This window comes from Helicobacter sp. 23-1048 (genome assembly GCF_053654545.1).
On record NZ_JBSIUT010000001.1, the window covers coordinates 1,334,212 to 1,355,212 of the forward strand.

General features: G+C 39.2%; 19 protein-coding genes. 11 read left to right on the forward strand and 8 right to left on the reverse strand.

The features are described 5' to 3' along the window. The 7 genes from ubiE to ACWIWK_RS06740 all read left to right on the forward strand — a co-directional run bounded on the left by ubiE (position 1) and on the right by ACWIWK_RS06740 (position 7,545). The gene (gene ubiE, locus ACWIWK_RS06710) at positions 1-1,101 is read left to right on the forward strand and encodes a bifunctional demethylmenaquinone methyltransferase/2-methoxy-6-polyprenyl-1,4-benzoquinol methylase UbiE (RefSeq protein ID WP_454151970.1); all 1,101 of its coding nucleotides are present in this window, start codon (positions 1-3) and stop codon (positions 1,099-1,101) included. Position 1,102: 1 nt separating this feature from the next. Then, the gene (gene hisJ, locus ACWIWK_RS06715; protein ID WP_454151971.1) at positions 1,103-1,894 is read left to right on the forward strand and encodes a histidinol-phosphatase HisJ; all 792 of its coding nucleotides are present in this window, start codon (positions 1,103-1,105) and stop codon (positions 1,892-1,894) included. A 51-nt stretch (positions 1,895-1,945) separates the two neighbouring features. Continuing rightward, positions 1,946-4,150, forward strand: coding sequence for a flagellar biosynthesis protein FlhA (gene flhA / locus ACWIWK_RS06720; RefSeq protein ID WP_454151972.1), 2,205 nt, complete (start codon positions 1,946-1,948; stop codon positions 4,148-4,150). A 34-nt stretch (positions 4,151-4,184) separates the two neighbouring features. Further along, a complete protein-coding gene (locus tag ACWIWK_RS06725; protein WP_454151973.1) occupies positions 4,185-5,279 on the forward strand; it encodes a DHH family phosphoesterase in 1,095 nt (364 codons plus the stop codon). 26 nt (positions 5,280-5,305) lie between these two features. After that, entirely contained in the window at positions 5,306-5,902 is a 597-nt protein-coding gene (gene purN / locus ACWIWK_RS06730; protein WP_454151974.1) for a phosphoribosylglycinamide formyltransferase, read from the forward strand. Positions 5,903-5,911: 9 nt separating this feature from the next. Beyond that, positions 5,912-7,075, forward strand: a complete 1,164-nt coding sequence (locus tag ACWIWK_RS06735) for a cation:proton antiporter (protein WP_454151975.1) — start codon at positions 5,912-5,914, stop codon at positions 7,073-7,075. 272 nt (positions 7,076-7,347) lie between these two features. Beyond that, positions 7,348-7,545: a YgaP family membrane protein gene (locus ACWIWK_RS06740; RefSeq protein ID WP_454151976.1), complete on the forward strand. Its 198-nt coding sequence runs from the start codon at positions 7,348-7,350 to the stop codon at positions 7,543-7,545. 219 nt (positions 7,546-7,764) lie between these two features. Here ACWIWK_RS06740 and ACWIWK_RS06745 read toward each other — a convergent pair whose 3' ends face one another. From ACWIWK_RS06745 to ACWIWK_RS06760, 4 genes are all read right to left on the reverse strand, one after another. Beyond that, positions 7,765-8,088: a DMT family transporter gene (locus ACWIWK_RS06745; RefSeq protein WP_454151977.1), complete on the reverse strand. Its 324-nt coding sequence runs from the start codon at positions 8,086-8,088 to the stop codon at positions 7,765-7,767. Then, positions 8,085-8,552, reverse strand: a complete 468-nt coding sequence (locus ACWIWK_RS06750) for a MarR family winged helix-turn-helix transcriptional regulator (RefSeq protein ID WP_454151978.1) — start codon at positions 8,550-8,552, stop codon at positions 8,085-8,087. The genes ACWIWK_RS06745 and ACWIWK_RS06750 overlap by 4 nt, the downstream gene beginning before the upstream one ends. Positions 8,553-8,829: 277 nt before the next feature. Next, positions 8,830-9,399 carry a hypothetical protein gene (locus ACWIWK_RS06755; protein WP_454151979.1) on the reverse strand — a complete coding sequence of 190 codons (570 nt, stop codon included), beginning with the start codon at positions 9,397-9,399 and terminating at the stop codon, positions 8,830-8,832. 163 nt (positions 9,400-9,562) lie between these two features. After that, a complete protein-coding gene (locus tag ACWIWK_RS06760; protein WP_454151980.1) occupies positions 9,563-10,015 on the reverse strand; it encodes a hypothetical protein in 453 nt (150 codons plus the stop codon). A gap of 207 nt (positions 10,016-10,222) precedes the next feature. Between ACWIWK_RS06760 and ACWIWK_RS06765 the strand changes: the two genes are divergently transcribed. Both ACWIWK_RS06765 and ACWIWK_RS06770 read left to right on the forward strand, forming a co-directional pair. After that, positions 10,223-11,068 (forward strand): fumarate hydratase, encoded by an 846-nt coding sequence (locus tag ACWIWK_RS06765; RefSeq protein ID WP_454151981.1) that lies wholly within the window; start codon positions 10,223-10,225, stop codon positions 11,066-11,068. 10 nt (positions 11,069-11,078) lie between these two features. After that, positions 11,079-11,630, forward strand: a complete 552-nt coding sequence (locus tag ACWIWK_RS06770) for a Fe-S-containing hydro-lyase (RefSeq protein ID WP_454151982.1) — start codon at positions 11,079-11,081, stop codon at positions 11,628-11,630. A 166-nt stretch (positions 11,631-11,796) separates the two neighbouring features. Here ACWIWK_RS06770 and ACWIWK_RS06775 read toward each other — a convergent pair whose 3' ends face one another. Together ACWIWK_RS06775 and ACWIWK_RS06780 are read right to left on the reverse strand one after the other, a co-directional pair. Continuing rightward, a complete protein-coding gene (locus ACWIWK_RS06775; protein ID WP_454151983.1) occupies positions 11,797-13,011 on the reverse strand; it encodes a phosphoglycerate kinase in 1,215 nt (404 codons plus the stop codon). A gap of 91 nt (positions 13,012-13,102) precedes the next feature. Then, positions 13,103-13,771 carry a YggS family pyridoxal phosphate-dependent enzyme gene (locus ACWIWK_RS06780; protein WP_454152044.1) on the reverse strand — a complete coding sequence of 223 codons (669 nt, stop codon included), beginning with the start codon at positions 13,769-13,771 and terminating at the stop codon, positions 13,103-13,105. Positions 13,772-13,872: 101 nt separating this feature from the next. On the opposite strand from ACWIWK_RS06780, the gene ACWIWK_RS06785 reads away from it, so the two are divergent. Continuing rightward, positions 13,873-14,565, forward strand: coding sequence for a hypothetical protein (locus ACWIWK_RS06785; protein WP_454151984.1), 693 nt, complete (start codon positions 13,873-13,875; stop codon positions 14,563-14,565). A gap of 221 nt (positions 14,566-14,786) precedes the next feature. Then, positions 14,787-17,399 carry a TonB-dependent receptor plug domain-containing protein gene (locus ACWIWK_RS06790; protein WP_454151985.1) on the forward strand — a complete coding sequence of 871 codons (2,613 nt, stop codon included), beginning with the start codon at positions 14,787-14,789 and terminating at the stop codon, positions 17,397-17,399. Here ACWIWK_RS06790 and ACWIWK_RS06795 read toward each other — a convergent pair. Together ACWIWK_RS06795 and ACWIWK_RS06800 are read right to left on the reverse strand one after the other, a co-directional pair. Next, positions 17,396-18,649: a cytochrome-c peroxidase gene (locus tag ACWIWK_RS06795; RefSeq protein ID WP_454151986.1), complete on the reverse strand. Its 1,254-nt coding sequence runs from the start codon at positions 18,647-18,649 to the stop codon at positions 17,396-17,398. The genes ACWIWK_RS06790 and ACWIWK_RS06795 overlap by 4 nt on opposite strands. A gap of 20 nt (positions 18,650-18,669) precedes the next feature. Further along, positions 18,670-21,001, reverse strand: a 2,332-nt coding sequence (locus ACWIWK_RS06800) for a TonB-dependent receptor (RefSeq protein WP_454151987.1), incomplete at its 5' end; no start/stop codon positions are given.

The window sequence follows — 21,001 nt, forward strand, 5'->3', positions numbered from 1 at the left end:
ATGAAAAAACAAGCAACACAACAAGAAATCATACAAATGTTTGATGACATAGCCCCTACTTACGACATAGCAAATCGTGCGATGAGCTTTGGTGTGGATATTTTATGGCGCAAGGAAGCCTGCCAAAAAGCCTACCAAAAAATCAAATCACAAAACCTCATCATCGCTGACATTGCCTGTGGTAGTGGCGATATGATAACCCATTGGATTGATGGGGCAAAAAGATTTAACGACAAAACGCGTGAATATTTTAAAGACATTTTGGGCAAAAAAATACAACAAGATTCTATAAAAATCACCAAAATTTATGCCTATGATAGCTCGGAAAAAATGCTCTCAATCGCCAAGAAAAAACTCGAATCAAAAAATAATGTAACAATAGAATTTTTGCAAGGCGAGGCAAAAAAACTCCCCTTTAAAGATGAAAGTGTTGATATTATCTCTATCGCGTATGGACTGCGTAATGTGCTCGAATACGAGGTTGCGTTAAGCGAATTTGCCCGTGTGCTAAAAAAAGATGGGGTATTAGTAATTTTAGAATTTTTAAAAAACAACCAAAAGGGTATAGCAAACCAAGTGATGAATTTTTATACACGCAAAGTGCTACCATTCATAGGTGGGATAATCTCATCAAACTTCAAAGCCTACAATTACCTACCAAACTCCATTGGGGCATTTATCTCTCTTACTCAACTAGAAAGCCTGCTTAAAAAACAAGGTATTACAAAAAGCTTTACAAAATCTTATAGTGCTGGTGTTTCGACACTTTTTATAGGGGTAAAAAAATCTAAAACGCCAATTAAGAGAACCTCAAAAAAAGACAAAGATTCTACAGAATCCACAACACAATCTAGGGCAAACACCAAAACTCAAAAAAAACCAAAAACCACGACCACAAAAAAAATCACCCAAAAAACCACACAAACAAAAAATGAAGTCAAGGGCACAAAAAATATCGCCAAAAAACCTACGGATTCTAAGATAAAAAGCGCGACAAAGACTAACACCAAAGCTACAACCAAAAAATCTACCCTAAAACCAACAAAAAAAGTGGCTATCTCTAAAAAAACTCCAAAAAACACCACCTCCACAAAGGCTTAACTTGCGTATTGACTTACATAATCACACTCCTTTATGCAATCACGCCACAGGAAAGCCAGAGGAGTATATCAAAAGAGCAATAGAGCTTGGCATTGGAATCTATGGCTTTTCTTGCCACGCACCAATGAACTTCGATGAGCAATATCGAATGCGCGAAACACAACTCACAGAATATCTCACAACGCTTAAGGACTTGCGTGAAAAATATGCCGATAAAATCGACTTGCGTATCGGCTTGGAAGTGGATTTTATTTTGGGGCGAGAAGACTTAATGCTAGAATCTGTGCTAAATTGCGAGGTTGATTATTTGATTGGTTCTGTGCATTTCCTCAATGAATGGGGATTTGATAACCCAGAATTTCTTGGAAATTATGAGAATCTTGATACGCAAAAATGTTGGGAACATTATCTTGATTCCATTGAGGCAATGGCAAAAAGTGGATTTTTCCAAATTATTGGACATTTTGATTTGTTTAAAATCTTTAACAATCAACCACCACAAGCCATATATCCTATAATCAAACGCGCTCTCCAAACTATCAAAAACCACTCCTGTGTGCTTGAGATAAATGCTTCAGGGTTACGCAAGCCTTGCAAACAACAATATCCCTCTAAAGAGATTCTCACAATGGCGCGTGAGCTTGACATTCCTATCACTCTTAGCTCAGATGCTCATAGCGTAGAAAATGTAGGCTTTGGCTATGAAGAGTGCAAAAATCTCGCACTTGAACTTGCATTTGATAAAGTCTGTGCGTTTAAAGATAAGCAAATGCAAGTTTTTGACATAAACTAAGAAAAATTTTGCTACAATCTTAAGCGTAAAATGAGTGTATAAAGGCAATGGATGGCAAAAAATAAAACCGCACAAAAACTCACACAAAAACTTAACCCTTTTATGCGCGCGATTTTTGGGTCTAAGGATTTGAGTGTTGTTGTATTTATTGTCGCTATTATGGCAATCATCATCGTCCCATTGCCAAGTGCTGTGCTTGATTTTCTCATCACTATTTCTATCGCGCTTTCTGTGTTGATTATTTTTATGGTGCTTTATGTTGATAAACCCACAGAATTTTCTGCTTTTCCTACCATTTTGCTTATTGTTACACTTTATCGTTTAGCACTCAATGTAGCCACCACTAGAATGATTCTTACCGAAGGTGGAAATGGAAGTGATTCTGTAAGTAAGATTATCAACTCATTTGGGCAATTTGTCGTAAGTGGAAACTACATTATTGGAATCATCGTTTTTACTATTTTGGTTCTTGTCAATCTTATCGTTATCACGAATGGTGCAACTCGTGTAACCGAAGTGAGAGCGAGGTTTGCACTTGATGCGATGCCCGGTAAGCAAATGGCGATTGATGCGGATTTAAATGCTGGACTTATCAAGCAAGAAGAAGCGCGAGCTAGGCGTGAAGCATTGCAACAAGAAGCAGATTTCTACGGCACAATGGATGGTGCGAGTAAATTTGTCAAAGGTGATGCCATTGCTTCTATCATCATCACGCTGGTAAATATTATTGGTGGATTTTTGATTGGTTATTTTCAATATGGATTGCCTGTGAGCGAAAGTGCGAAAGTCTTTACAATCCTTACCATTGGCGATGGTTTGGTGGGGCAGATTCCAGCCCTTATCATCGCTACTGCCACAGGTATTATGACCACACGCGCGGCTAAAAGTAGTGGGACAAACTTTGCGAGCGATATTATCAACCAACTTATCTCAAGCTCAAAAATTTTGCTTATTGTTGGTTTTATTTTATGTCTATTTGCTACCGTGCTTGGTAGTTCATTTGGCTTTGTAGGATTGTTTTTCTTGCTTATTGCGTGGCTTAGCAATAGAGAAGACCCAAAGAGTATTGTGTCGTTGTTTGAAAATTGGTTTAACAAAAAACTCAACAAGCCACAAGATACAAAATCTCAAACAAACCAAGAAGATATAGAGCGACACAAAGGAGAAAAAATCCAAGCAAGTGAAGAAGAAATCAAACAAAAAGAAGAAGCAATGCTTAATGAAGCCCTCAAACTTGAAATGCTAGAAATCCACTTAGGATATGATTTGATGCGCTTTGCAAATAAAGATGAAAATGGCGACTTGATAGAGCGTGTGCGCTCAATGCGCAAGCAAATTGCTAGTGATTATGGATTCCTTATCCCTCAAGTGCGCATTAGGGATAATCTCAAACTTAAACCTGAGTGTTATAATATCTTGCTAAAAAATGTCATCATAGGACAAGGGGAGCTAATGCCAAACAAACTCCTAGCACTTGATACAGGGCAAGTTATCAACAAAATTGATGGGATTGAGACTAAAGAACCAGCAATGGGATTAGACGCGCTATGGATAGATGCCTCTGCGAGAAATGACGCCGCGCAAAAAGGCTATATGATTATCGAGCCACCAAATATCATCACCACGCATTTATCTACACTGATTAAAAAATACGCAGAGGAATTTATCACTATTGATGAAGTAAAGAATCTAATGAATAAACTGAGTGATAAATATCCAACCGTGGTAGCTGAGGCGCAAAAAATCCCTCTTAGCACAATTAAAAAAGTTTTACAAAATCTTTTGCACGAGCAGATTCCAATCCGCGATATGATAAGCATTTTAGAAACGCTCATCGACATATATCCAAACTTACAAAATGACATAAGCGCGCTTAGTGAATATGTCCGTGCTAGCTTATCGCGCACTATTACAGATTTATACAAATCTGATGATGGCACACTAAAAGCAATGACATTTTTCATAAAAACCGAACAATTTTTGCTAAGCAAACTTAAAGACCAAACAAACACCAAAGCGTTACTTTTAAGCATCAATGAAACACAAACGCTGGTAAATACTATCGTTGATGAAATGTCAAAGATTAGAGATAGTGGCATTTCTCCTGTGGTGTTACTCGTGGATTATCGCTTAAGAAAGGCATTGGCAAATCTCTTAGAAGAGCATAAACTCGAAGTGGTGGTGCTTGGAAATTCTGAAATCGACCCAAGAATTGATTTTGAGATTCTTAGCACGATTGATGTGGCTTTTACTTAAAGAGCAAAAGAATAAAAGAATCTAAAGGAATAAAATGAAAGTATTTCATCTCTCGCATATTGACTTAGATGGTTATGCGTGTCAATTTGTTGCTAGAGAGTTTTTTGATGATATTGTATTTTTTAACGCCAATTATGGCAAAGAAGTTGGTGTGCGCTTAGATTGTATTTTGGAGCAAATCCCACTCAATCACACTCAAATGCTTAGCGCAAAATTTCGCACTAAAACAAAGCAATCTAGCGAGCCACAAGAGTATATGATTCTCATTAGTGATTTAAACCTCACACTCCAAGAATCAAACACCCTACACCAAAAGGTGCAAAACCTCAAAAATGCTGGCGTGCATATCACGCTTACTTTACTTGACCACCACATTAGCGGGCAAGAATGTGCGAACAAATTTTCGTGGTATCACTTAGATTCTAATAAATGTGCGACAAAACTTGTATGGGAACATTTGAATGCCAACTTCACACTCCGCAATGAGGACAAAAAGCAATGGTTGCATAATCTTGTAGAAATGACAAATTCGGTGGATATTTGGCTTGAAGATTCTTATGAGTTTGAGTTTGGTAAGGTAGCAATGAATATGATAAGCCAGAGTAGCGAACTTAATCGCTTTATGTTTGAAGAGGAGCATAGGGAGTATAAATTTAACCTGCTTGAGAGCACGCGTGAATTTTTAGGCAAGCAAAATGGCGCAGTGGAATTTGATAACGCATTATTTTGCCTAAAAAAGCAAATCTTAGGCGGGAATCCAGCCACACAAACAATGGATAGCATTACTTCACTCGCTCAAGCAAAGCTCCTTAGTCAAAAAAAAGAGCAATGCTCGATTTATTATGAAGACAAATTAGGATTTTTAAGCTATTCAATGGGTGGCATTAGCGTGCTTGCAAATTTATTTTTGCGTCAAAACACAGAATTTGCCTTTTATATGGATATTAACGCCAAAGGCAATGTGAGCTTGAGAGCGAATGGAGAGTGCGATGTCAGCGCAATGGCAAAGGAACTTTTTAATGGTGGAGGACATAAAAATGCTTCAGGTGGGAAAATGGACGGCTTTAAAGAAAGTTTTTTATACGAGGACATTAAACAGCAAATCCTCCAACGCTTACAAAAATCCTAGATTCTAATCTTACATAAAGTTTTTCTATGCAACAAAAGACAATAGTGATTTTATTTAGTGGCAATGGAAGCAATATGATACATCTCATAAACACTCTGCACCAAAAGGTTTTTATAGAATCTGCAAGCAAAAAATCCGTGCTTTTAACCGTTGCGGGTGCGATTTGTAATAATCCAAACGCCAAAGGTTTGCAACGATTAAAAGACTACACAATCCCTTGCGAGCTTATCCCACATAGCAATCTTTCGCGTGAAGAATTTGATACAAAACTCGTAAAAAAAATCACAGAATTTGCACCAGATTTATGTGTGCTAAGTGGCTTTATGAGAATCTTAACACCCATTTTTACCTCGCGCATTAAAGCTATCAATATCCACCCGTCATTTTTACCATTACACAAAGGCGCAAACGCCATTACACAAAGCTATCAATCAAATGAGGATTTTGGTGGTGTGAGTGTGCATTGGGTAAGCGAAGAATTAGATTCTGGAGATATTATCTTGCAAGAAAAGCTCCCAAAGATTCCCAATGAGAGCTTGCAATCTTTTGAATCACGCATTCACAATCTCGAATACACGCTATTCCCAAAAGCTACGCTACAAGCACTACATTTAGAAGAATAAAGGAGTAAAATGCAAGAATATGCACTTTCTTTTGCTGTTTTTGGTGCGCTTATTGTGTTTGCTATCCCGCTTCATAGCGTGCTTAAAATCCCTATAACAGTGGCAGAAATCTTACTTGGCATTATCGCAGCATATATTGGTGTGGTAGATTCTACGCAAACCCACATTAGTGTAATGGCAAATGTAGGATTGTTGTTTTTAATGTTTTTGTGCGGTATGGAAGTGGATTTGAAGTCTTCTTTTTCGCTTGGCAAGCGATTTTTATACCAAGCACTATGGTATTTTGTGATTTTATATGTGCTTTGCGTGCTTGTTGTGATTGTTTTCAAATTGCCTTTTATTTTTATAGCAATCCTGCCTGTGATGAGCTTGGGTATGATTATGGCGTTAATCCGTGATTATGGCAAAAGTCGCGCTTGGCTTAATCTCACCCTAAAAATTGGCATAATAGGCGAGCTTGTTAGCATTGTCGTGCTTATCACACTAGAGGGAATCTATCACTATGGATTTAGTATTGATTTATTGGAGAGTTTGCTTATTTTGTGTGGATTCTTAATTGGCGTGGTGTGTATTTTTAAAATGGCAAATGTGTTGTTTTGGTGGTTTCCAAATCTCAAACTCTTTCTTTTACCACACGATGATACCAACTCCAAAGACATTCGTTTCGTGTTTATGCTTTTTATTGTATTTATTGCCATTACCTCATTACTCCATTTAGAACCTGTGCTTGGCGCATTTATCGCAGGCGTCATCATTACTACTTATTTTAAATACAAACACACACTTCCTAAAAAGCTTGATGATATTGGCTTTGGATTCCTTGTGCCATTTTTTTTCGTATATGTAGGCACGACTATTGATTTGACACGCGTATTTATCAATCCAGAGATTTTGCTGTATGCGCTATATCTCATTGTTACAATGTTTTTAGTGCGCTTAATCGCTTCTGTTCTTGTGTTTTTAAAACACTTTAAAAGTGCGAAAAACACGCTCCTTTTTGCACTGAGTAATTCAATGCCACTCACATTTTTAGTCATCACCGCAAGCATTGGGCAAAAATTTGGTGTGCTTAGCGAAGTAGCATATATTTCGTGTATCTTTGGCGCGATTTTTGAGGGGATTTTCTTTAGCATTGCCATTAAGCTCATTCACACACTATGGCGCACTAAATAAAATAAGCGATGAATTTATGAGAGTGCGTAAAAAATCTACCATTTTGTTAAGCAAATGTGGGAAGTGTGGCGCATTTGGTGCAAAATCCATAACAATCCTTAAAATGTTTTATATGCGTGATTATAGCCAAGTTTAAAAGAGATTTTCAAACTTATAAATTATGCGGGGCAAAACACTAAACTACTTGCAAATGCGACTTTGTTACAAATAATTTTTGCGCAAAATCTTACAATGTGGCTTTAAATTTTAAACTTCAAAATAAGGAGACAACAATGAGTAATGTAGATAAAAGTATTCGGCTAGCAATCGCTACGATTTGGATATTTGCCTTTGGATTTGTGTGTGAGAGCTGGTGGTGGCTTGTGGGATTAGCACCGCTTCTAAGCGCGGTGTATGGGTATTGCCCGCTGTATAAGCTCCGCGAAAACTGCCCACTATGCAAAAAGGGCAAATGTGAAGTCAAAAAGTAGGATTTTGCGCGAAGTTTGGGCGAGATTTTATACTTAGATTCGCGTGAAATTTATGCGAATTTTAATGGTTTATGAGATTTTGCGTGAATCTCAAAATGGCTTTATGCAACGATTTGCGCAACTCCAAATCCTGCGTTTATGTTTTTTAAATTCGCGTAAAATCTAGTGCAAATTTGGCGCAAATATCAAATGACTTCACGCTAAATCCACCCAAAAACCTTACGCCTTTGATAGCAACTTTAATCCCACCACGCCTATGAGTATGAGCGCGATGCAAAGGATTTTTATCGCGCTTACTTGCTCTCTAAATACCACAAATCCCACGCAAGACACTAGCACTAGCCCAATCCCAGACCACACGGCATAAGCGGTGCTTAAATCGATAGTTTTTATCGCTTGATAAAGTAGCGCAAAGCTTACCCCCATAAGTAAAACAAAGCCTGCGATAAAGATTTTGCTACCACTTATCGCGGAGTATTTTAGCGCGGTTGTCGCGCTCACTTCGCACAAAATCGCAAATGATAAGATTATCCACGCATTCATTTTTGCCCCTTTTGATTTGATATTTCTTGCTCCAAAGTTTGGCTAAATGCGACTTCAAAATCCTTAAAAATTTCGATAAGTCGCTCTAACTTTTGCGCCCCTAACTTTTTATAGACTTTTTTCTCAAATGCCACATATTTTGCGATGATTTTTTCGGCGTAAGATTCCCCGCTTGGCGTGAGATTTATAATCTTTTCGCGTTTGTCATTTGGGCTTTGTGATACCGCTATAAAGCCTTGTTTTTGCAAAGATAAAATGACATTATTTATCGTTTGCTTGGGCATTTCGTAGCGTTGCATTATGTCTTTTTGTGTGTGAATCTCACTTACCAAAAGCGCGTGCAGGACTTTGAAAAGATAGCCATTTATGCAAAGCGCATTATCAAGTCGCTCATACAAGCCATTTAATCTATAATACAGCCTATGAAACTCGTAGATTTTGGATTCGCTAATCTCTTTTTTCATTGTGTTTGCTCCGTTTTATTTAGTATTTATAGGGACGAATTATAGTCTTTTTAAGGACTAATGTCAAGAGAGAAATGCAAGATTTTGGATTTCATTTTAGATTTGCATAAAGTTTGCGTGAATCTATAATGTGGATTTGGTAGATTTGCTAGGCAGGGTTGTTTAGCAAATCTTTAAAATTTAAATTCTAAAGCGGTTTCATAAAGCAAAAATGCGACTCTAAATCAAGGGCAAATGAAACTTCTTGTCAAAATTTGCATTTAAAAACTTGTTATTTTTATAATCTAGGAAAAGATTTTTCTTCTCTGCATAAGTTACCGCAGTATTTTTCCAATAGATTTTCTATGTTTTTGTGGTAAGTAGGGCTATCATACATAATAAGGCACGATTTTAATGACTTGATGTCGTTTGTATATGCGCGGATTTCATCAAAGATATTTTCATCTATACCCTCAAAGAAAAAAATTTCTTCCGCAAGGCAACTCCGCCATTCGCCATTCTCCGTAGTAAGATTAAAATCCCAACGCCAACCTTTAGGGCGTTTAGGCTTTTTGTTATTGCCAAATTCATCAAGATTAAAATCTATATGGCACATTTTATTCTTCACTATACATTCTTCCTCATCTTTGTAGACAATTTCGCCCTTATCCACATCAAAATAAGAAGACTTAAAGCAGTCCGTCCTCTCTTGTTTGGTGTATGCTTTTTGCTCTAGTGAAGCTATGCAATATGAAAGTCCATATTGTTTAAGTTCTTTTACCCTAAAATCCCAATCCACATCCCACCACTGCTTCCCATACGCTACTCCTATGCACAGCGCACAGCACAAAATACATTTTTTCATCATTAGAGTATCCTTGTATTTAACTTTATTGAATGGAGCATTTTGGGTCAGTTTGCCAAAAATGAAATATTTGCATATTGTTTTTCCAAGCTCGATAAATTCGGTCTTTGCACTTCGATAGAGGTGCTTACTCCATTGCAAGTTGCAGTTACTATATAGCCCATTTTTACTCCTTGCTTTTGTCATCTGCCTTAGGTTTTTCACAAGTGTTGCAATATTTTTCTAATAAACTTTCTATGTAGCTAGTAGGGCAAATTCTCCCATAAGAGTTGTAATATATCCTAAAACATTCGCCTATAGTCATATATGAAATTATCAATTCTTTATCCATTTCAAATCCTTTATCAATGTCTGCCCTTATTTCATCAAAGATTCTCTTATCTAGCTTGCGCAAGAGTTTTTTATTTTGCACGAAGCAATCCTTTTTGCACAATCTAGGCTCTTGCTGATACCTGCTTCGCTCTAGATTTGCTACACAATAAGAGAGTGCGTATCGCTTCAACTCTAGCACCGTAGAATCCCAATCTAGCGCGCATATTTGCCCAAAGCAAAGCAAAGACATCATAATCATTAGCAAAATTTTATAACGCATCATCGCAATCCTTTTAGAAAATCTCATTCTAACTCATTTTATAAACATCTTTCTACGATTTTATGTTCTTTAAAAATATGTTGGGTAAATCTTTGTATGGATTTGTTGAGAGATATTGCTTGAAACATTCTCATTTTATACGCGTATTGATAAAAATTTACAAGTTTTTAGCGTTTTTGCCAAAATAATATGCTACCATTTTGCCATTCCACAACAACTAATTAGGAGGCAAAAATGAGAGAAATTGATTGTGCCACAATCGCACAAAGCGTGGAGAAGCTTTGCATTCAGGCGTGCTGTGTGCAGACAGATGACATAAAGGTGGCGTTTAAAAAAGCCCAAGAGAGAGAGACTTCGCCACTAGGGCAAAGCATACTAGGCAAACTTGTCGAAAATGGCAAGATTTCAGAGCAAACGCTAGTGCCGATTTGCCAAGATACAGGCTTAGCGGTGGTGTTTGTCGAAATCGGGCAAGATGTGAGAATCACAGGCGGATATATCGAGGACGCTATCAATGAGGGCGTGAAAAATGGCTATGTCAATGGTTATTTACGCAAAAGTGCCGTAGCAGAGCCACTCTTTGAGCGCAAAAACACCACAAACAACACCCCAGCAATAATCCACACGCGCATCGTAAAAGGCGATAAACTCAAGCTAAAAATGGCTGCAAAGGGCTTTGGGAGTGAAAATAAAAGCATACTCAAAATGCTAGTCCCAGCCGATGGAATCGAGGGCGTGAAAAAAGTCTTTACCGAAGCGGTGAATCTCGCAGGACCAAATTCTTGTCCGCCTATGGTGATTGGCGTGGGAATCGGCGGGACTATGGAAAAAGCCGCAATGCTTGCCAAAGAAGCTGCCGTGCGCGAAGTGGGTAGCCACAATAAAGATGAACGCTACGCAAAGCTAGAGGACGAACTGCTAGAAATCGCAAATAGCTCAGGTGTAGGACCACAAGGGCTTGGAGGCAATACAACGGCGTTTGCGGTGAATGTCGAGTGGTATCCTACGCACATAGCAGGGCTTCCTGTGGCAATCAATATCAACTGCCACGCCGCAAGACACGCGGACATTGAACTATAAGGGGGACACTATGGAAATCAAAATCAAAGCACCATTCACAAAAGAGGAAGTAGCACACTTAAAGGCGGGGGATAATGTCCTAATCACAGGGCAGATTTTAGTAGCGCGAGACGCCGCGCACAAAAGGCTTTTTGAAGTCGTCCAAAATGGCGAGAAACCCCCTGTGGATTTAACAAATCAAACTATCTACTATATGGGACCTAGCCCAGCCAAACCGGGCGAAGTCATCGGCGCAGCAGGACCTACGACAAGCGGGCGAATGGATAAATACACACCGCTTACAATGGAGCTAGGCATAAGCGGAATGATAGGCAAAGGCTATCGCAATCAAGCCGTAATTGACGCCATAATCAAGCATAAAGTCGTGTATATGGTGGCTATCGGGGGCGCGGGTGCGCTGATTGCTCAAAGTATCAAAAAATACGAAGTGCTAGCCTACCCAGAGCTAGGACCTGAAGCGATTGCGAGGCTTGAAGTGGTGGATTTCCCAGCGATTGTGGCAATCGATAGCAAGGGAACAAATTTTTATGAGATCGGACAAGCGAAGTATAAAAGAGCGTAGTTTATGGGGATTGCTAGTGAGTAGTGGCATTATAAGTCGGATTTCTCACAAGATTCCCCCCACTTGATAAAACTTAAACCCACAAAAAATATCCATTGTTTGATTCGCCTTAGATAGCTTGTGGATTCTTCGTTTATTTGTAGATTTGGTATTATAGCCATAAACTTTATTTTTTATCTAGCACAGCAAAGGCGGGCAAGACCTTGCCCTCAAGGAGCTCTAAGCTCGCCCCACCACCTGTGGAGATAAAACTCATATTATCTCGCTCGCCAGCCTTATCAATCGCATCTGCAGTATCGCCACCACCAATAAGACTAAAAGCATAAGTATCGCTCACAGCGTGCGCAAGACTAAATGTCCCACGAGAAAATGAGGCTATTTCATAGATTCCAAGTGGTCCATTCCAAATGATAGTTTGACTATCACGCACCACTTCGCTAAAAAGTCTCGTGGTCGCAGGTCCCATATCCACCGCCATATAATTCTCTGGTATATCTTGGGCTGGCGTGATTTTGATATGCTGATGTTGCTTTATATCATCAGTGCTTACGACATCTACGGGGAGATAAATTTTTACACCCTTTTGCTTTGCAGTATCTAAAATCTTGCGTGCTTCCGCCACTAAGTCATCTTCGACTAAGGATTTTTGCATATCAAACCCGCGTGCTTTGAGGAAAGTATTACTCATCGCTCCACCAATTATAATCTTATCAATGGAATCTAAAATGTTATACAGCAGTGTGAGTTTAGAGCTCACCTTGCTCCCTCCTACGATAAGAAGCACGGGCTTAAGCGGATTTGAGAGGGCTTTAGCAAATGAATCGATTTCTTTTTTAAGCAAGAGTCCCGCTACTTTTTCCTTAGCAAACTTAGTGATACCATAAGTGCTAGCGTGCGCCCTGTGGCTTGTCCCAAAGGCATCATTGATATACACATCACACAGATTCCCTAAATCGCGCGAAAGTTCATCGCTATTTTGCTCCTCGCCCTCTTCATAACGGATATTCTCACACAAAATCACCGCATTTGGTGTAGCAATGCTTTCTTGTAAAGATTGTATAGAATCTATGCTATCAGCAAAGGCAATATCCTTGCCAAGCAGTCGCTCCACGCGTTTTAAAATATGTTTGAGTGAAAATTTTGGGTCATTGCCATTGGGACGACCTAAATGGCTAATAAGTGTAATGTTTTTTGCGCCATTATCAATGCAGTAGTTTATCGTAGGCAATGCCTCGCGGATTCTCGTATCATCAGAAATGTCAAAATCCTCATCCATAGGCACATTAAAATCCACCCTAATCAACACTCGCTTGCCCTGCAATTCAATATCACGCACACTTTTGACTTTTTGCATTAACTCGATTCCAGCGATTTTATTCATTGCTCTCTCCTCAAAAATTTTCTTAGTATTTTATTGTATTTTTTTACACTATTTACAAACAACTTCTTTACTTCCTTTGGTATTCGCTTCTTTAAGCAAAAAACTTCGAGCCAATGCGCAACATAGTCGCCCCACACTCAATAGCAATATCAAAATCCCCGCTCATTCCCATTGAGAGAATCTCCGCTCCATCGCTTTGAAGTGTATCAAAGATTTCTTTCGCAATCTCAAAACTCCGCTTGATTACCTCACGCTTATTTGTATGCGCTCCAATCGTCATAATGCCTTGTAGCTGTATGTTTTGACACTCACGCGCAATCTGTCTATACACACTAATGGCTTCATTTGGATATACACCACTTTTACTTTGCTCAAAAGAAGTATTAAGCTGAAGCAATGCGCGCATTGTTTGCCCCTTAGATTCTAATCGTTTTTGTAATGCGTATGCGAGCTTTAGGGAATCTAGCGAATGCAAAAGCGCAGGCTTTAGTGCGATAAGTGCGTTGATTTTGTTTTCTTGCAAAGTGCCGATAAAATGCCATTGCAAATGAAGCGATTCTAAGGCGTTGCATTTAATCTTTAAATCTTGGACTTTATTTTCACCAAAAGCGACTTGCCCGCATTTATGCAGGGCTTTAATCTGCTCTATGCTTTGATACTTACTCACAGCGATGACTTCAATGGGATAAGAGCGATTATAAAGGCTTTTAGATTCTGTGATTTGCGCGTATATGTGCTTAAAATTACTTGTATAATCCATTTTATCCTCGCTTATCATATTTTTTGGCAAATTTCTCTTAATATGTGAGATTGTAGGGCGTTTTGTTTAATATCTTTCGTGTTTTGGCTATAATTGCACTTATGAAAAGGTTGTGGAAGTTTCTTTTATTGCTTGCAATCACTCACTCTGTGTGCTTTGGTGCGCGCCCTATGAACACTGATGATGGACGCGTAGTCGATGAACACTCCTGCCAGATAGAATCGTGGATACGCACAGGACAGAGCTTAGAATATTACGCAATGCCCGCGTGTAATTTATTTTTAAACACCGAAATTTCTGTGGGTGGAAATGTGGATTACGCAGATTCTGTGCTTACGCCTGCGATGATTTTCACACTTAAAAAGGTCTTTTTGGATTTAGAGCAAGATGGGTATAGCTTTGGTCTTAGTCTTGGCAATATGCGTTCAGGCAGGATTTTAGATACAAACAAAGAGCTTTATGCGTATGGGATTGCAAGCAAATCATTGTTAGAAAATCAGCTCTTTTTGCACGCTAATATAGGCTACAAACTCCAAAATCTCGCCTATTCGCAAAGGCTTTATTACACGGGCTTTGGCGTGGAATATGACCATAGCGAGCATTTTTGGTTTATAGGAGAGGCATTCTATGAGCAAGGCAGGAGGGCAAGCTATCAGCTTGGCGTGAGAATCTGGCTTAAAAAAGACAAACTTCAAATCGACTGCACCTATGGCAATGACTTTATCACGCCATTTGGGAAAAATGGCGCGTTTGCTAGTGTGGGTATCCGCGTGCTAAGCGATACACTCTTTTAAACATAATATAGCCAATGCTATTATTACAAAACAAACAACGATATTACACTATAAATAAAATTATTTCTCATTATTTAAGCTAGATTTAAGATTTTATGTGTTAGATTCCTACCTTTTATTTTACACTTTGTAGGAATTGATAATGAACGCTAGAATCTTATGTGTTGCATTTGTGCTATGTGGCTTTGCATTAAGCGATGAGTTAGAGCAATCATCAAAGAGTGCAATTACCCCCCCCCCCCCCCGAAACACAAGATAACAATCAAGTAGAAAATAAAAAAGATTTACAAAAAGTCCAATTAGGCAAAGTAACTGCTACGGCGGAGAGAGAATTTGAAGCCTATCAAAGTGGTAATCAAATTGGACGAGAAATGTTAGATTCTAATCCAAGTGGAAATGGGGATATTACAAGTATTTTAAAAATCCTCCCAAATGTGCAGTTTGACAACGCGCAGTACAAATCCACTACGCCCGGAGAAATTGACCCTGCCAACATATCCATAAGCGGAGGGCTTTTTTACCAAAACAATTTTCAGTTAGATGGCTTTAATATGAATAATGATTTAGACCCATTAAGAACAAACAACAATGGTGATGGACCTCCAACCGTGCAAGGCGGACGCTCTCAAGGGTTAGCAGTGGATACAAGCTTACTAGAATCTGTAACTGTGCTAGATAGCAATGTAAGCGCAGCTTATGGGAGATTCACAGGTGGCGTGGTGGAGGCAAATGTGCGCAAACCGCGACAAGATGAGGGAGGCATTAAAGGTTGGCACAGTAATTTTAGCTATCAACACACCTCAAGTGGCTTAACACAATACTATATCCACGAAGATTCTCTATCTAGCTTTGCTACGAGCAGTGATGAAAACTATCAACCAAACTTTAACAAACATATCATTCGTGCTAGCGTAGAGGGCTGGGCGAGCAAGAATCTAGGACTAATTGCTAGTTATTCTACTACGCGTTCATATATTCCGCTAAATGCCTATAATAGCACCATTGTAGGAGGCACTTCAAATGGTGATAAAAGAGAGCAAACCCGCACTATTGATAATTACTACGCAAAGCTGCATTATAATCCACTTGAAAATCTCACCATAGAAGCAAACCTCGCCTATATGCCCCAAGATAACACCTACTTTAACGCGCTAGCAAAGGATAGCTTTCGCCATATCAAAAGTGGGGGCATACAAAGTGGAATAAAGGCTCTGTGGCAAACTCCTGTGGGATTATGGAGCAACTCTTTAAGCTATTCGTTCTTAGAGCAAAGCAAGCGAAGTGAGGCAGATTATTGGCTACAGTGGTATCGAAGCGATGATAAAAATTGGGCGTGGAATGCGAATAATATCCTGTATGAAGGTGGCACGGGAAATATTGATAAAACTCAACACACAGTAGAATTTAAAACCGATATGACATTTACTTCATTGGTTACGGCTATGTTAAGTCAAACCTTTCGTATCGGGTTTGAATCAAGCTATCAATACGCTAAAAGAGATAGATTGCAACATTATTATCGTGGAAATTGGGCAAATGCAAACTTAAATGGTGCATCGTGGTGCAACCCAAATATCCCTGATGAATTGGGACTATTTTCTTGCTCACTAGGGCAAACTACAAATGGGTTTAACGGACAATATGTTAGCCAACTTATCAATCTTAAAGCGGGTAAAGTGTCGCTTGATACCTTTACTTATGGAATCTATGCCGAAGATGACGCAAATATCGATTTAGGAAAAGGTGGTAGCATAAATACGCGTTTTGGCTTACGATTAGATGGTGATAATTATATGAGCAAACACACACTTGCACCGAGATTCTCGCTTAACTATGTAACGCCTGCACCAAAGCAATACAAAAGCCAACTTACCTTTGGGATAAATCGCTATTATGCAAGAAATCTACTAAGCTACAGACTTTATGATTTGGAGAAAAACTTCCAAGCGCGTTGGGTAAGAGATGCTGCCACAGGAAAATGGACCGACCAACTAGCAGGCACTGGACAATTTGCTCGCCCCAATTATGTCTCTTTTGGCTCTCTTAATGTCCCTTATAGCGATGAGCTAATGGGAGGTGTATTACAGAATCTAGATTTTGTTAGCATAAACCTTAAATACATTTATCGCGCTGGCAAAGATGAACTAATGCAAAAATTCATAAATGGCGTAAATGGCACAAGGGAATGGAGCAATGATGGACGCTCTCAAAGCCACATTGTAAGCCTCATAATATCAAATGCTGAGCCCATAAATACCTTTGGCGTGCTTCATCATTATCTCTTTGCATTTGATTATACCAAAGTATATCGTAGTTATAATTTGGATTTTTCTACTACTGAACTAGGATATGATGAACAAACAATGATTGATTATAATGGAAGCATTATCGCTTATGAAAATCGTCCCACGCAAAATTGGGCGCGTCCCTTTACTTTAAGATTTAGCACCACGCATAATTTTAATATTGGGCGCACAAAGTGGCTGTTAAATAATTTCTTTCGCTATCGCGCAGGTTATGAAGCAATGGTGCTAGTAGGCAGTGCTGGTAGCAATAATCCAAATGGTGGAACTTATGCGTATGATACTTATAGAAAATGGGACTTTTTAGGCGCGTTTAATTGGGATATGCGCTTGGGCTTTGAAGTGGATATATGGCGCGGGCAAACGCTTTATTTTAATGCAGATATTTATAATGTGCTAAATGCTAAAAATATGACAACACTTGGCACAAGCGATGGTTCTATTGCTTCTGGAATTGCTTTAGCTAGCACAGCAATTCCCGTGTATGAGCTAGGGAGGCAATTTTGGTTTCAAGTGGGGTATAAGTTTTAGAGTGCCATTAAAAATGCCTTAAGTGCCTCTAATTCCTCATCGCTTAAATGCAACTTTATCAGCAAAGAATCTGTTATAGGGAACAATGGGTCATTGCGTTCTTGCTCGTTTTTTGGCTCCCAATGATACATTCCCGCATTATAAGAGTGGAGCACGGTCTCAAAGTCTGGGTATCTGCCATTGTGCATATATGGCGCGCTTTTACCCACACCTCTTAGGCTTGGTGTTTTGAACTTCGCCACATCGCTAATCACCCCTGTAATCTCATACCGACCAAAGTCTTGCCATTTCGTGCCATACCACGCGTGCCCAAGATTATGGAATCTATCATCGCTTAATGCCACGCCATTATGGCAGTTGATACACCGCGCCTTCGTGCGAAAGAGATGTAATCCCAAAACCTCCTTATCGCTTAATATCTTAGAATCTCCTAGTAAAAATCTATCAAAGTTGTTGCGTATTGGCATTAAACTTCGCTCATAAGTGGCGATTGCCTGTGCCATTAGCTCTTGTGTGATTTCTCGTGTGCCAAAGACTTTTTCAAACTCATCTCTATACTCTTTAATGGTGTTAAGCTTCTTAGCAGCGAGTTGCGCACTATACGCCATTTCTTTTGGGTCAGCAATGGGGAAAAAGACTTGCATTTCGAGATTCTTTGCTCTGCCATCATAAAATTTATGTGTGCCAAATGCGCTCATTATTATACTTGGTGCATTTCTGCGCCCTTGTGCTCTATTGTGTCCATAGCTTACCCTGCGCCCATCGGAGAATCCAAATTCCCTATCGTGGCAAGAAGCACAAGCGATTTGTTCGCTTTGGGATAATCGTGGGTCATTAAAGAGTTTCTCGCCCAAAGCGCGTTTTTCCTCGCTAAATGGGTTAGATTCTGGGTAAGGTGGGCTTAAGGGCAAGGGCTTAATCTCTAAATGTTCGCGCACTTGTGCCAATATATCTTCACGCGTTATGGAATCTAGCTTATCCAAACTTTGTGTAGTTTTTAATAATCCTAATTCTTTAGCAAAGTCCTCCACCACGCTTGTATCAATATGTGCTCTCTCCCACTTGGTGGAATCACCATTGCTATACATTTTGCGGAGATTCTCATAAAATTGTAGTTTTTCGCTCTGTGCAAATTGCGTTTTGAGAGAATCTAAACCCTTTATAAACACATAAAAAAACCCAACGACACTTATTGTCGCACACACCGCTAGTATTGATAATTTTATCCTTTTTGTAATTTTTTGTTGCATCTTTACTCCTTTGTTGTTGTTTAAAATTTATACCCCACTTGTAACCAAAATTGCCGTCCTACTTCATATACAGGAGTTTGAGAGAAGCTAGTCGCTCCATAGCTCCCAGAAGTGTTAATCACGGCGATATTTTTAGAATCTAGCACATTATAGACATCTACATTGACAAACAAAATATGTGTCTTGCTCCCAGAGTGCAATAAATTCATCTCAAATCCTAACCTTATATCCCAATTAAACGCTTCTTTCATCTTTAATGCGCGGTAGGTTGTAACGGGCGTGAGCACACCATCGATTTCAAAGCTATCTTTGTTTGCGTCATTGGTGCTTACCATTGTGTTGTGCGCACTTCGCAAGCGAAAGAAGTTATTAAGCAGCCATTTTGTTCGTTTAAATGTGGTCGTATGCGTGGTATTAAATCTCAAGGTGTAAGGGCGGGCAAAGTTTGTCGCTGGACGCTCTGAGTAAAGCATAAGCTCTCCATTCCAACTAATATAAGTATCAGGCGTTAATGAGCTAGAAAGTTCTGTGTTGTAACTTGCATAATTGCGTGTAACTTTAGTGTAATCAAAAGCCAGCAAGTAATAATGAGAGATTCCATAAGTTTGTATTGGCGAAGTATTTTGCACACTTAAGCTAAAAATATCGCTATCGCTTTTCCCGTCATTATTGTAGCGATATTCTCCTGTTTGCGCGCTATATTTTTGTCTCAAACAACTTCCACCAAGCAAACCTGTGGTTTTATTATAGCACCCCATACGCACTTCATCGCGCCCAAATCGATGGATATACTTTGCGCCTAACTCCACTATGTGGATTCTTTGCACTATACCGACCATCAACTCATCAGCATAAGGGACTTTTAGCTTGCTAAAGTCTGTATTGTTTGTATATTGCGTGGCAGTCCATTGCGTGTCAGTTTCATTCGTGCGCGTAATGTCATAATGCAAGCTGTAGCGTCCATCTGCTAAGGCATAAGCAAAGATGTTGCGCCCATAGTAGCGATTTGCACCAAAAGTGATTTGCGTGGTTAGCTCCTTTGGCGCGGGTGTGATGTAGTTAAGCGAGAATCTGGGCGCGTAAGTTGCCTTACTCATATAAGTGTCATAATCTAGTCTTACGCCTAATCTTGTGTTTATCTCGCCAAACCACCCAAAATCAAGTTGCATATCATCTTCGCCCCACGCACCAAATGTATAATTATCTAGCGCGATTGTGCCAGCATCAAAGCGATACCCACTTGTAAAAAACTGCCCGCCATTTGTAGCTGCACTTTCACCAGCTCGTATCACAGGAGAAGCAGAACACCATTCCCAATGAGTGCAAGTGCCACCCACAGGAAGTCTCCCAGCACTTGCAACCCAACTTGGTTGGAATTGGTAGTAATCCTCTTTGCGATTAAAATACGCATATACATAGCCCAATTCCCCACCCACATTAAAACGATTTTCCAAAAATCCTAATTTTAGGGGTTCAAAATCCTCAAAAACCTTTATCCCCATATCGATTTGACGCGTATCAAAATTGCCTAATGTTCCTTCGGGTTGTGTGGCTGCACTTGACCAATTTTTTTCTGCGCTTGGAAGCCACAATTTTTGATAATTTACTCCATTTAATCGTGAATTATCTAGGATACTACCATTTGCCTGCATACTAAGAATCCCTACTTGGTTTTTTAAAAGGGCTTTTAGAGCTAGTTGATGTCCGCCATTTAAGATGTCATAACTCGAATTACGCGAAGTGGCGATAAAATACTCGTTGTATTGTGGTGCGTAAGTATAACTTCCCTCTAAACTTAGATTCTCCCCTATGTCATAATATCCTTTTAAGAAAAAATTATAACTTTGACGCTTTTGGTCTTTTTTGCTTGCATCTGCAGTTTCATTTTGCAAGGGAATGAAACTCTGTGTAGTCGAAAGACTAGCGATAACGCCAAGATTATTATTAAGTTTAGATTCTACACTAGCGCGGATTAAATGCTTAATAAAATTGGGTTGGTTATCCGCACTCGAAGAATTCAAAAAACTCTCTAAGTTATTATTTGAATCATAAATATGATAATTTGTAAGACTAAAGGCTTTAGGATTTGCGTTTCCCTGCGTGATTTGATAGCTCACGCTTGCACCAAATTCTTTTGTAGGTCTTTTGGTCTTTGCTTCGACTACCCCGCCTGTAAATCCACCATAAGCTGCTCCAATATTAGAATCTTGCACGGTGATAGATTCTAATAAACTTGTATCAATGTTAAGCCCTTGTGAGCGTGATACCGTGCCATAAAATCCACTTGTAGAGTTGTTTGCTGGATCTAAATCATTATTCATATTAAAACCATCAAGCTGAAAATTGTTTTGA